Annotated in this window: 13 protein-coding genes; 5 read left to right on the top strand and 8 right to left on the bottom strand. The window is 64.6% G+C overall.

Features of this window, described 5'->3' with window-relative positions; all coding sequences use genetic code 11:
* Nucleotides 1-187: 187 nt before the first annotated feature.
* A complete protein-coding gene (locus tag ACTHLF_RS13150; RefSeq protein ID WP_440327797.1) occupies nt 188-442 on the bottom strand; it encodes a cupredoxin domain-containing protein in 255 nt (84 codons plus the stop codon).
* A gap of 270 nt (nt 443-712) precedes the next feature.
* Between ACTHLF_RS13150 and aceE the strand changes: the two genes are divergently transcribed.
* Nucleotides 713-3,406 (top strand): pyruvate dehydrogenase (acetyl-transferring), homodimeric type, encoded by a 2,694-nt coding sequence (gene aceE, locus ACTHLF_RS13145; RefSeq protein ID WP_440327796.1) that lies wholly within the window; start codon nt 713-715, stop codon nt 3,404-3,406.
* Between the two features lie 143 nt (nt 3,407-3,549).
* On the top strand, nt 3,550-3,897 hold the full coding sequence (locus tag ACTHLF_RS13140; RefSeq protein ID WP_440327795.1) for a DUF4377 domain-containing protein: 348 nt from the start codon (nt 3,550-3,552) through the stop codon (nt 3,895-3,897).
* A 74-nt stretch (nt 3,898-3,971) separates the two neighbouring features.
* On the opposite strand, the gene ACTHLF_RS13135 is transcribed toward ACTHLF_RS13140, so the two are convergent.
* Nucleotides 3,972-4,295 (bottom strand): hypothetical protein, encoded by a 324-nt coding sequence (locus ACTHLF_RS13135; protein ID WP_440327794.1) that lies wholly within the window; start codon nt 4,293-4,295, stop codon nt 3,972-3,974.
* Between the two features lie 104 nt (nt 4,296-4,399).
* Nucleotides 4,400-5,077 carry a glutathione S-transferase gene (locus tag ACTHLF_RS13130; RefSeq protein ID WP_440327793.1) on the bottom strand — a complete coding sequence of 226 codons (678 nt, stop codon included), beginning with the start codon at nt 5,075-5,077 and terminating at the stop codon, nt 4,400-4,402.
* A gap of 25 nt (nt 5,078-5,102) precedes the next feature.
* Between ACTHLF_RS13130 and ACTHLF_RS13125 the strand changes: the two genes are divergently transcribed.
* The gene (locus ACTHLF_RS13125) at nt 5,103-5,495 is read left to right on the top strand and encodes a DUF3247 family protein (protein ID WP_440327792.1); all 393 of its coding nucleotides are present in this window, start codon (nt 5,103-5,105) and stop codon (nt 5,493-5,495) included.
* Between the two features lie 139 nt (nt 5,496-5,634).
* On the opposite strand, the gene ACTHLF_RS13120 is transcribed toward ACTHLF_RS13125, so the two are convergent.
* Both ACTHLF_RS13120 and ACTHLF_RS13115 read right to left on the bottom strand, forming a co-directional pair.
* A complete protein-coding gene (locus tag ACTHLF_RS13120) occupies nt 5,635-6,936 on the bottom strand; it encodes a thioredoxin family protein (RefSeq protein ID WP_440327791.1) in 1,302 nt (433 codons plus the stop codon).
* A gap of 58 nt (nt 6,937-6,994) precedes the next feature.
* Nucleotides 6,995-8,251, bottom strand: a complete 1,257-nt coding sequence (locus tag ACTHLF_RS13115) for an MFS transporter (protein WP_440327790.1) — start codon at nt 8,249-8,251, stop codon at nt 6,995-6,997.
* Between the two features lie 110 nt (nt 8,252-8,361).
* On the opposite strand from ACTHLF_RS13115, the gene ACTHLF_RS13110 reads away from it, so the two are divergent.
* Nucleotides 8,362-9,078 carry a hypothetical protein gene (locus ACTHLF_RS13110; protein ID WP_440327789.1) on the top strand — a complete coding sequence of 239 codons (717 nt, stop codon included), beginning with the start codon at nt 8,362-8,364 and terminating at the stop codon, nt 9,076-9,078.
* Nucleotides 9,079-9,192: 114 nt separating this feature from the next.
* Here the strand turns inward: ACTHLF_RS13110 and ACTHLF_RS13105 are convergent, their stop codons facing one another.
* The 3 genes from ACTHLF_RS13105 to ACTHLF_RS13095 form a co-directional block, all read right to left on the bottom strand.
* On the bottom strand, nt 9,193-9,636 hold the full coding sequence (locus ACTHLF_RS13105) for a hypothetical protein (protein WP_440327788.1): 444 nt from the start codon (nt 9,634-9,636) through the stop codon (nt 9,193-9,195).
* A gap of 42 nt (nt 9,637-9,678) precedes the next feature.
* Nucleotides 9,679-10,014 carry a hypothetical protein gene (locus tag ACTHLF_RS13100; protein ID WP_440327787.1) on the bottom strand — a complete coding sequence of 112 codons (336 nt, stop codon included), beginning with the start codon at nt 10,012-10,014 and terminating at the stop codon, nt 9,679-9,681.
* Between the two features lie 116 nt (nt 10,015-10,130).
* Nucleotides 10,131-10,544 (bottom strand): universal stress protein, encoded by a 414-nt coding sequence (locus ACTHLF_RS13095; RefSeq protein WP_440327786.1) that lies wholly within the window; start codon nt 10,542-10,544, stop codon nt 10,131-10,133.
* Between the two features lie 195 nt (nt 10,545-10,739).
* Between ACTHLF_RS13095 and ACTHLF_RS13090 the strand changes: the two genes are divergently transcribed.
* The gene (locus tag ACTHLF_RS13090) at nt 10,740-11,189 is read left to right on the top strand and encodes a hypothetical protein (protein WP_440327785.1); all 450 of its coding nucleotides are present in this window, start codon (nt 10,740-10,742) and stop codon (nt 11,187-11,189) included.
* Nucleotides 11,190-11,295: the final 106 nt, after the last annotated feature.

Here is an 11,295-nt window from a genome sequence, read left to right as displayed (position 1 = left end):
ACTATCAATTGTCCATTTACCGGTTGGCAACATGTGGGGTTTTCAGCTAGTAATTAATAAAACAACTTTGTAGCGGCCCGCTCCGGTTGGGATACTTTTGGTTTGAGTCTTTATTTTTTTAAGGTACCAAACAGTAAAACGCCCGGGAGTTAGACCGGGCGTTTGGCAGCGTATGTTGTATCAAGATTTAACGGACGTTGACAGTGCCTTTAAAGTCCGGGTGCAATTGGTCATGGTAGCCAAACGTTCCTTTGTCACCAAAAATCAGGACTAAGGTTGACCCAGGCTGAAACAGGCCGAGATTAAGCTGGCGGTACAACTGATTGGTAGGATAATTATCTGAGTTAACGGTAGCCTGGCCGTCGGTTTGGTTAACCCAACGTACTGCTGATCCTTTGGCAATCGTTACTGACTTGGGCGAGAACCCATCTTTGGTTAACATGACCTTTACCTCTGTTGGCAGGGGAGCTGGTTGGTTTTTGGCCGGTTTGGGGTGCTGGCGGTCCCCCGTCCCGCGCGAATGGGGCCCCCCACAACAGCCGGGGGGGACACAATCCCCGGCCCGCAAAGCAGTTGTGCCAATTTTGATCGATTCAGGTGGGCCGTACGGCCGCGTATGCCTTATCGATGCGATATCATCAACAGGTTTTCCCGCACCCCAGCGGCTCTTTCAGTCCCCCATGTGCGCGCCAAGGGCGCAGCCGGAGCTTCCATGGACCAGATCGACGACGTGCTCAACCAGGACCTCGACCCCACCGAAACCCGGGAATGGGTCGAATCGCTTAACGCGGTCATCAACCACGATGGCACGGAACGCGCCCACTACCTCCTGGAGCGCATGGTCGATTCCACGCGTCGCGCGGGCGGCTACCTGCCGTTCGACCCGACCACGGAATACGTCAACACCATCCCGCCGCACATGGAAGCGCGCAGCCCCGGCGATGCCGCCCTCGAATGGCGCATCCGCTCGCTGATCCGCTGGAACGCGCTGGCCACCGTCGTGCGCGCCAACCGCAAGCCGGGTGACCTCGGCGGCCACATCTCCAGCTTCGCCTCGTCGGCCACGCTGTACGACGTCGGGTTCAACCACTTCTGGCGCGCCCCGAGCGAAGACCACCCGGGCGACCTGGTGTTCCACCAGGGCCACTCGGCCCCGGGCGTGTACGCGCGTTCCTTCCTCGAAGGCCGTCTCGGTGAAGACCAGATGGATCTCTTCCGCATGGAAGTGGAAGGCAAGGGCCGTGGCCTGTCCTCGTACCCGCACCCGTACCTCATGCCGGATTACTGGCAGGTGCCGACCGTCTCGATGGGCCTTGGCCCGATCCAGGCGATCTACCAGGCCCAGTTCTGGAAGTACCTCGAGCACCGCGGCCTCATCCCGAAGTCCGATCGCAAGATCTGGTGCTTCATGGGCGACGGCGAGTCGGACGAGCCGGAATCGCTCGGCGCGATCGCGCTGGCCGGCCGCGAAGGCCTCGACAACCTGATCTTTGTCATCAACTGCAACCTGCAGCGCCTCGATGGCCCGGTGCGTGGCAACGGCAAGATCATCCAGGAACTGGAAGGCGTGTTCCGCGGCGCCGGCTGGAACGCCATCAAGGTGGTCTGGGGCAGCTACTGGGATCCGCTCCTCGCCCGCGATACCTCGGGCAAGCTGCGCCAGCTCATGATGGAAACCGTCGACGGCGAGTACCAGGCCTGCAAGGCCTTCGGTGGCGCCTACACGCGTGAAAAGTTCTTCGGCAAGTACCCGGAGACGGCCGCGCTCGTCGCCAACATGTCCGACGACGACATCTGGCGCCTCAACCGCGGTGGCCACGATCCGCACAAGGTGTACGCGGCATACCACGCGGCGGTGAACACCAAGGGCATGCCGACCGTGATCCTCGCCAAGACGGTGAAGGGCTACGGCATGGGCGCCGCGGGTGAATCGCAGAACCCCGCGCACAACCAGAAGAAGATGGATACCGACGCGATCCGCGCCTTCCGCGATCGCTTCAATATCCCGGTGCCCGACGACAAGCTGGAAGAAGTGCCGTACTACCACCCGGGCAAGGACTCGGAAGAAGTGCAGTACATGCTCGAGCGCCGCCGCGCGCTCGGCGGTGCGCTGCCGCAGCGTCGCCGCAAGGCCGACAAGTCGTTCCAGGCCCCGACGCTCGAAGCCTTCGAGCAGATCACCAAGGGCACGGGCGACCGCGAGATCTCGACCACCATGGCCCTCGTCCGTGGCATGAACCTCATGCTCCGCGACAAGGAACTCGGCCCGCGTCTCGTGCCGATCGTGGCCGACGAGGCCCGTACCTTCGGCATGGAAGGCATGTTCCGCCAGATCGGTATCTATGCGCCGTTCGGCCAGAAGTACCGTCCGCAGGATGCCGACCAGCTGCTGTACTACCGCGAAGACCAGAAGGGCCAGGTCCTGCAGGAAGGCATCAGCGAAGCCGGCGGCATGAGCGCCTGGCTGGCCGCTGCCACCAGCTACAGCATCAGCAACACCCCGATGCTGCCGTTCTTCATCTACTACTCGATGTTCGGCTTCCAGCGCATCGGCGACCTGTGCTGGGCCGCTGGCGACATGCGCGCGCGTGGCTTCCTCATCGGTGGCACCTCAGGTCGCACCACGCTGAACGGTGAAGGCCTGCAGCACGAAGACGGCCACTCGCACCTGCTCTCCGGCGCGATCCCGAACGTGATCTCGTACGACCCGACCTTCTCCTACGAGCTGGCCGTCATCCTGCAGGATGGCACGCGCCGGATGATGCAGGAGCAGGAAGACGTCTACTACTACATCACCGTGATGAACGAGAACTACGCCCACCCCGACATGCCGAAGGGCAGCGAGGAAGGCATCATCAAGGGTATGTACCTGTTCAAGGACGCCGGCAAGCCGAAGAAGAACGAACCGCGCGTGCAGCTGCTCGGTTCGGGCACGATCCTGCGCGAAGTGATCGCCGCCGCCGAGCTGCTCGAGAAGGATTTCGGCGTGACCGCGGATATCTGGTCGGTGCCGAGCTTCTCGGAAGTCCGCCGCGAAGGCTTCGATGCCGAGCGCTGGAACCGCCTGCACCCGGAATCGCCGCAGCGCGTGCCGTACATCACCGGCCTGCTTGCCGATCGCCAGGGCCCGGCCATCGCCGCGACCGACTACGTGCGTGAGTTCTCCGACCAGGTGCGCGCGTTCATGCCGGATGGCATGCGCTACACCGCGCTGGGTACCGACGGTTACGGCCGTAGCGATACCCGCGCCAACCTGCGCTCGCACTTCGAGGTGGATCGCTACTGGATCGCCCACGCCGCCCTGGCCGCCCTCGCAAAGGATGGCAAGGTCAACGCGAAGGACGTCAGCCGCGCCATCAAGGAATACAAGCTGGACGTCGACAAGCCGAACCCGCTGTACGCCTGAGGCATATAGGCACAAAAAAAAGGGCGCTCCGGCGCCCTTTTTTTTGTGCCATCGTTTTGCCCCTGAATCGTCACGCCCCGTGGATGGCGGTACCCGCGTGAAGCTGGTATCTCTGTAGGCCTGCTCGTTCCGGACTTCGCGTCATGCGCATCGCTCTTCTTTCCGCCGCCGCCCTTGCCCTCGCAGCGTGTGCCACCACTGGCGACCACCACGGCTCGCGCGAGCGCACGATTTACATCGCCGCCGAGAAGGCGCCGTGCACCGCCGGTGTCATGAAGACCGAGTGCCTGCAATACCGCGAAGAGCCGAACCAGCCGTGGCAGCTCAATTACGCGCCCATCGATAACTTCGACTGGAAGCCCGGCAACGAATACCTGGTGAAGATCACCGAGCTCGAGGTGAAGAACCCACCGGCCGACGCGTCGCGCGTGCACTGGCGCGTGGACAAGATTGTCGAGCAGCACCCGGTCGACAAGCCGCCGACCCCCTGATCGCGGCGGCCCGCCGGGCGCACGAAAAAAAGGCCGGGATCACTCCCGGCCTTCCCCTGTCCCTAGCGACAGGTTCAATCGTCGTCGCGCAGCGCGTGACGGATCAGCAGGAACGTACCGATAGCCGCTGCGGCGATGCCGATGGTGATGGCCGGGTTGCGGCGCACCTGCTTGCGCAGGCGGCGGTACTGGTAAGTGGCCTCATCGGCGAAATCTTCCGCCATGTAGCGAAGCTTCTGGTTGTTCCTGCGGCTCGCGATCTTGTTGGTGACACGGCGGGTGCGGTCCAGCAAATCGCGTCCGGTGTCGTAGGCTTCATCGCCGTAATGGCGGACGCGACCCGACACACCGTTGACGGCGCTCTCGACCTGGCGCGCAAACTCGCGATTTCTGCTCATCGGATAGCTCCCTCTGCGGGCGTTACGATTGGGTAACGACTGTGCGATCCGCTCCGTGATCGCGGTGTAAACACCCGGCCACCTGATTGAACGGCGATTCAGCGTCAGCGCGGGGACGCCAGGGCGTATTCGCCGCCACGGGCAAGGGCCGCCTGGTAGGCCGGGCGGGCATGGATTTTACGCAGCCAGTTCCACAGATGCGGACGGGACTCGTCCAGGCCGGCACGGGCCGACGCGGCTTCGACCGGGAAACTCATCTGGATGTCCGCGGCGCTGAATTCGGTCCCGGCGAACCATCCGGTCTTGCCGATTTCCCCTTCCAGGTAATCCAGGTGGGTCTTCAGCTGCGGGTCGACGAAGGCCTTCTGCGCGCCGCGCGCGAGCATGCGTGCGATGGGTTTGGCGAAGAACGGCACGGGCGCGGTCTCCATCCGCTGGAACACCAGCTTCAGCAGGAGCGGCGGCATCGCCGAGCCTTCCGCGTAATGCAGGAAATAGGTGAAGCGCAGGCTGTCGGCCGTGCCTGGCGCGGGCTTCAGGTGGCCGTTGCCGTAGCGATCCACGAGGTATTCGATGATGGCGCCGGATTCCGCGAGAACCAGGTCGCCATCGACGACGACCGGGGATTTGCCGAGCGGGTGGATGTCGCGCAGCGCCTTGGGCGCCAGCATCGTCTTCGGGTCGCGCTCGTAGCGCACCAGCTCGTACGGCAGGCCAAGTTCTTCCAGCAGCCAGAGGATGCGCTGGGAGCGCGAGTTGTTCAGGTGGTGGACAACGATCATGGCTCCGCCCGGTGCGTCAAAGGGCATGCAGCGGACCAGCGCGCCGCGTCGACATGCCATCGACACGGCCGGAGTAGCGTGGCGGGCATTCCTCTACCGGAGCAAGGCCATGGGCCGCGAAGCCGATACCGTCCACACCGACCAGGGTTCCATCGCGCGCCTGCAGGCGCTGGTGAAAGACCTGCCCGATAACGCGAAAGTGCGCCTGCACCTGCACGATGGTTCGAGCATCGAAGGCATCGTCACCGTCGTGCCCACCGTGCAGAACTTCGTGGATGCCGAGGGCGTCGAAGGCGTGAACGGCGTGGTGAAGCTGATCGACAACGACCGGCCGTCGTGGTCGGCCACGGTATCCCTCGACACCATTGCGCGCGTCGAACACCTGTATAGCGTGTTTTACGGGACGTCGCAGACCTGATCCGCCTTTGCTCCAAGCGTAGGAGCCCACCCTGTGGGCTACATCTCTCGCTATAACCCTACAGGGCCTGCAGCGTTATCGCGAACGGCGTCGCTCACTGGGTGAGCTCCTACAATCAGGCATCGCGAATCGGACGTTGTCAGGACTTCAATGACTCCTGCAACTTCTTCGTCTGCTCCGGGAACGCCTTGCCCTGCGCTGCGACGGTCTGTGCCACCAGCTTCTTCGCCTCGTCATCGCGCTTGAGTTCGCGCAAGGCCTTCACGCGATACGTCGCGACAGAAATCGTGTTCGCGCCGTAAGCCTTCTTCGCCGCTGCCTCGAGATACGGCAGGCCCTCAGCCGCCTTGCCGCCTTCAACCAGGCGCCGGCCATACCGGTAGTTGTAGACGTAGTCATCCGGATACGCCGCGATCAGCTGCTTCTCCAGCGTGTCGAGCTCCTCGCCGGCCTTGGACCGCACGAGGTACACGCGCAGGTTATCGGCCGCATTGCGGTCGCTCTTCAGGTCGCCATGCAGGGTCGCGCGGCTGGCGTCGATGCCTTGCTTCAACACGGCCTGCTCGCCGGCTGTGTCACCCAGCGCGGCCTCCAGGTCTGCACCGGTGAGCACGGAACTGCGCTGGTCCGCGCACTTCGGGGTCTGCGTGAATACCTGTGTCGCAAGGAAGCTTGTATAGGGTGCCTTCTGCGGGCCCAGAAGCGCTCTACGCGCATCCTCCGGCTGTCCCTCGGTGGCGCCAATCAGATCATCGAGCACGTAAGCGCGGTCGCAACCGATATCGCTGGCCAGCAACTTCGTCGCCGCATCACGAATACCCGCGTCGTCCTTCTTGTCCTTCGCCTGCAGGAGCAGCAGGCGCTGTTTCGCCACGGCGACGCGTTTGTCCTTGTCGGATACGTTGCGCACCATCGGCGGGAGCGTATCGAACCAGGCCATGCCCTCGCTGCCGGCATAGCGCAGGTTATAGGTCTCGAGCACCTCGGCGACCGCGGCCATCGCCCCCTTGGCGGCATCGGCTTTCAGCTTCGAAAGCTTTGCGTCACCGGAAAGGATGCCGTTGATCTCCGGGTAGAAGGTCTCCCGCGGGCGCTCGGCCAGGATGCGGCCGAGCTCTTCCCCGTCAGGCCCGATCGCGACATAGGTGGGCAGGAAGTGCACCGTCCACTTCTGCATCCAGGCCTTGTCGGCCGGCTTGTCGGCATCGGCCTCGTAGAAGATGACCTTCTTAGACAGGTCGTCCCACTCCTTGCCGTTGAGCACGTGGCTGGCCATGAAGTAGCACGAGTAACACCACACCGCCTGGAAATCGACCAGTACCGGCTTGTGCTCGCGCTTGCCCTGGGCAAGCGCGGCATCCAGGCTGGCGGGGCCCTCGTGCGCGGCCCAGGCGGGCGCGGCTACGGAGGCAAGGAGGGCGGCGGCGAGCACGTGCTTCATGGCGGACATCCCCTTGGCGGTATAGACGTCCAAGTGATAGCACGTTTTTTGCCCCGCGTCAGATCGTGCCGCTGGCGCCCTCGACCGGCTCGGGCTCCTCGACGAGGCCCTGGCGGTGGCGCAGGGAGGGGAACCACCACATCCACAGCCCCACGACGGCCAGGGTTCCGAGGCCGCCGATGAGCGTGGCGTTGACGGCGCCCAGGGCGGCGGCGAGCAGGCCGGACTCGAATTCGCCCAGCTGGTTGGAGGTATTGATGAAGATGGCATTGACCGCGCTGACGCGGCCGCGCATGTCGTCGGGTGTATCCAGCTGTACCAGCGCGCCCCGGATCACCATGCTCACCATGTCGAAGGCGCCCAGGGCGAACAGCGCACCCATGGACAGCCATAGCGATGTCGAGACCGCGAACACCAGCGTAGCCACGCCGAAACCGGCGACGGAGGCGAACATGATCGGCCCGACGCGACGGTTCAGGCTGTGCGACGAGAGCCAGATCGACATGAGCAGGGCGCCCACCGCCGGGGCCGCGCGGAGCAGGCCAAGGCCCCAGGGCCCGGTATGCAGGATGTCCTTCGCGAAAATCGGCAGCAGGGCGGTCGCGCCGCCCAGCAGCACGGCGAACAGGTCGAGCGAGATCACGCCGAGGACCGCCGGGCGGCTGCGGATGAAATGGACGCCGGCAAACAGGGTCTTGAGGGTCGCCGGCTCGCGCCGCGACGGCGCGTGGTCGTAGCGCAGCCGAGACATGAAAGCGAGGGCGCCGAGGTAGAGCAGGGCGGATACGCCGTAGACGACCGCCGGCCCGGCGACGTAGAGCAGGCCACCGAGGGCGGGGCCAGCGATCATGGCCGCCTGGCCCGCGGCGGCGCTGGAGGCGGTGGCGCGGGGCAGGATCGAGAGCGGCACCAGGGCCGGCAGCATCGATTGCATCGCGGGGAATTCGAAGGCCTTGGCGATGCCCACCACGAAGACCAGGGCGAGGATCCCGGCTTCATTGATATGCCCGCTAAGGCTAAAGGCGGCGAGGAGCGCGATGCCCAGCCATTCGACGACCTGGCAGGCGCGGACGATGCGCCGGCGGTCGAACTGGTCGGCGACGTGGCCGGCCGGGAGTGCCAGGAGCACCGAGGGCACGAACTGCACCAGCCCGATGAGGCCAAGGTCGAACGCGCGGCCGGTGATCGAATAGATCTGCCAGCCCACGGCCACGGACATCATCTGGAAGCCGAAGCTGGAGGCGTTTTTGGCGAACCAGAACTGGATAAACGCGGGGTAGCGAAGGAGGGAGGTCTCGGCGGCGTTCGACGACATGGGGCGTCCTTGGGGCGTCCGTCGATTTTACGCCCGTTTTACCGCCCGCCTTGCCAGTGGCGTCGTTCGCGCGCGAAGCTACGGCCTTTCATGCCGGGAAACGCAAGATCATGCGCCGCATCGCTACCCTCATCGCCTTTTCCGCGCTGGCCAGCGCTTGTTCGCAGCAGCCTGACCAGCAAGCCGCGCAGCCCGCTCAGGCGGCCGCGAACGATACCAACGCCGAGGCGGCGAAGAAGCTGGAGATCTACCAGCAGTTGCTGAAGCTGCACAACGATGGCCCCGCGGTGCAGATCGGCCACGAGATCGTCGACAAGTATCCGGATTCGCCGGCAGCCGCAGAGGTGAAGAAGACTCTCGGCCCGATGGAGCAGGCGTTCAAGGAGACGAGCGAGAAGAACCGGCTCACCGCGCTGTGGCTCTACCAGGTATCGCCCATGCAGGGCGGCACGCAGAGCACGGCCACGATCCAGTCGTCACGGCCCACGGGCGAGGAGCAGGTGCGCCTGATCCTGCGCCGGCATACCGACTGGGGGCAGAGCGTGTTCCTCTATGCTGTCGCCGGCAAGGGCTTCGTGTGCAAGGGCGATTGCTCGCTGAAGGCCACGTTCGATGGCAAGCCGAAGGTGATCAAGGCGTTCCGCCCGCCGACCGGCGAACCGGCGCTGCTGTTCCGTAACGACGCGCAGTTCCTGAAGGACCTGGCGAAGACGAAGCGCCTGACGATCGACGTGGTGACCGTGTCGCGTGGCGAGACCACGCTGACGTTCGAGACCGGCGGTTTCGACCCGGCGAAGTGGCAGGACCTGCCGAAGAAGAAAAAGTAACGCCCATCGCGCGCAATCGCGCTCCTACAACGCATTGTGGGAGTGAGCTCGCGAACGATCGCCCCGCGAAAGGGCATCGTTCGCAAGCTCACTCCCACGAAACGCGGGCCTGGCTCAGTGCAGGAACAGCCTCTCGGTAATGCGCGTCAGCGGCTTCTCGAGGAAGTTGTTCACCCGCGGCGGCAGGTCCAGCGGGCGCAGCAGCATCTTCACCGTCATCTCGGCGGGGATGTGCCGCTTGAGCATGCCTTCGGCCTTGGTGGTCACGCGGCGGAACTCGGCGTCGTCGTGCGCCTTCTCCGGGTAGCGCGTGTTGAACACGTGGCGCAGGGCGATATCGCTATCTTCGTTCTTGATCTCGCTCAGCCGCTTCAGCAGCGTACGCAGCGTGCTGAACCGGCTGATGCGGTCGCGCTCGCGGTAGATGCGGAACGCCTGGTAGAAGTGCTTGAAGTGGCGGACCTCGTCGCTCTTGATGCGATTGGTGAGGTCGCGCAACACGGGCTCGTCCGTCACGTCGTTGAGCGCGCGGTAGAGGCTGGCGGTGCCGGTTTCCACGACACAGCGCGCCGCGAGCTCGAGCCCGCGGTTGGGTTCCAGTTACTCGGCGGTGCAGACCGAACCGTAGTGCGCGAAGAAGTTCCTGAAGCCCGTATCCCAGTCGAACTCCGGCCACACGTGGCGCACGTACGCCGCAAGCGCGCGGCCGTGCTGGAGCTCTTCATGCTCCCAGTGGTCGCGTAGCCACCCCTGGAGGACGTCGTCGCCCGCGAAGTGGTCGACGAGGTTATGGGTATACAGGTCCGAACCGCTTTCAACGAACGACGAACTGCACAACAAGAAAAACAGGTCTTCATTTTCCCGGACTTTCGCGACGTCAATCTGCGAGAAGTCCAATGACTCGAGCGTCCATGGCAAGGTGGCAACGTAGCTCACTGCTGGTGTTCCTCGATCGCTTATCCAGGTCGCCCTCTGGGGGGCGTCTGACCGAATTGTGACAAAGCCACGCGGGCGTGGCTATTGCAGTGCATCAGGGCGGGCTTTCGGGGGGCTTACCGGACCACGGTGACCGGCACCCTGGCCTTGGCCAGGACGTCCGTGGAGGTGGACCCGACCAGCCACCGGGCCAGGGCCCCCCGCTCGGTATGGCCGATCACGATATGGTCCGCCCCGTGCTGGGCCACGTAGGTCAGCAACGCATCGCCCGGGCTGCCGTGGACCAGCTGCACGTCGACCGCCACCCCGGGGGCGGTCTTCAGGGCCTCCAGCTCGGCACGGATGGCCGCCAGCCGGTCGCGGCCGCTGTCGGCCATCGCCAGGGCGGCGACGTCCGCTCCGTTTTCCATCTGGTAGACAGAGACGACCGACACGCGGGCCCCGGAGCAGGCGCCCAGTTCCAGGGCGAACAGATAGGCACGGCGCGCGGTTTCCGAGCCGTCGTACCCGACGAGGATGTGCTTGGGCATGCTGGCGCTCCCTGTTTCCTGAGACTGGGGTTGATGTTAGGCCGCCCGCCTGTCGTCGGCGAGTGGATTCACGGCGAATCCACCAAACCGTTTCATTCCTGAACACCCCTCAGGAGCCTCCGTGTTTCTTCACATTCGTGAGTGGAGAATCCTCCCACCGCAGTTTCCTGCCACCCAAACACTCGGAGAATCCACATGATCAAGCGCATCACCGGTATGGCTGTCCTGGCTCTGGCGGCTGCAGGAGCGTTCGCGGCCCAGCCGGCGCACGCGGCGGAAGCGGCGACCAAGTGCCACATGACCTTCAGCACCACGGGCTGGGCGGCGATCTACAAGAAGGCCGACGGCCGCGGCCACGTCCGCTGCGATAACGGCCAGAGCGCTGACGTGATCATCCACGTCCGCGGCGGCGGCCTCACCGCCGGCAAGTTCAGCATCGAAGGCGGCAAGGGCGAGTTCACCAACGTCAAGGGCATCAGCGAGATCTACGGCGAGTACGCCAGCGGCGGCGCCAATGCCGGCGTGGTCAAGAGCGCCGAGAGCGCCGCGATGACCAAGGGCGAGGTCTCCCTGGCCGTGACTGGTACCGGTCGTGGCTTCAACCTGGGCGTGGACCTGAGCAAGTTCGAGATCGAGAAGCTCTAAAGCTATAAATGTGGGAGCGGGGGGGGGGGGCGGGGGGGGGGGGCGGGGGCCCCCCCCCCCCCCCCCCGCGCCCCCCCCCAGAAAAAAGGGGGCGGGGGGGCCCCCA

Source organism: Luteibacter sp., from assembly GCF_051958795.1.
In the GTDB taxonomy this organism is placed as follows: Bacteria; Pseudomonadota; Gammaproteobacteria; order Xanthomonadales; family Rhodanobacteraceae; genus Luteibacter.
This window is presented reverse-complemented; position numbering and strand designations above follow the sequence as displayed.

What these genes read in the sequence shown, in the direction of transcription:
- aceE (WP_440327796.1), top strand. Translation starts at nt 713, where the DNA reads ATGGACCAGATCGACGACGTGCTCAACCAGGACCTCGACCCCACCGAA.
- ACTHLF_RS13125 (WP_440327792.1), top strand. Translation starts at nt 5,103, where the DNA reads ATGCAGCGGACCAGCGCGCCGCGTCGACATGCCATCGACACGGCCGGA.
- ACTHLF_RS13095 (WP_440327786.1), bottom strand. Translation starts at nt 10,544, where the DNA reads ATGCCCAAGCACATCCTCGTCGGGTACGACGGCTCGGAAACCGCGCGC.
- ACTHLF_RS13150 (WP_440327797.1), bottom strand. Translation starts at nt 442, where the DNA reads ATGTTAACCAAAGATGGGTTCTCGCCCAAGTCAGTAACGATTGCCAAA.
- ACTHLF_RS13120 (WP_440327791.1), bottom strand. Translation starts at nt 6,936, where the DNA reads ATGAAGCACGTGCTCGCCGCCGCCCTCCTTGCCTCCGTAGCCGCGCCC.
- ACTHLF_RS13130 (WP_440327793.1), bottom strand. Translation starts at nt 5,077, where the DNA reads ATGATCGTTGTCCACCACCTGAACAACTCGCGCTCCCAGCGCATCCTC.
- ACTHLF_RS13115 (WP_440327790.1), bottom strand. Translation starts at nt 8,251, where the DNA reads ATGTCGTCGAACGCCGCCGAGACCTCCCTCCTTCGCTACCCCGCGTTT.
- ACTHLF_RS13140 (WP_440327795.1), top strand. Translation starts at nt 3,550, where the DNA reads ATGCGCATCGCTCTTCTTTCCGCCGCCGCCCTTGCCCTCGCAGCGTGT.
- ACTHLF_RS13135 (WP_440327794.1), bottom strand. Translation starts at nt 4,295, where the DNA reads ATGAGCAGAAATCGCGAGTTTGCGCGCCAGGTCGAGAGCGCCGTCAAC.
- ACTHLF_RS13090 (WP_440327785.1), top strand. Translation starts at nt 10,740, where the DNA reads ATGATCAAGCGCATCACCGGTATGGCTGTCCTGGCTCTGGCGGCTGCA.
- ACTHLF_RS13110 (WP_440327789.1), top strand. Translation starts at nt 8,362, where the DNA reads ATGCGCCGCATCGCTACCCTCATCGCCTTTTCCGCGCTGGCCAGCGCT.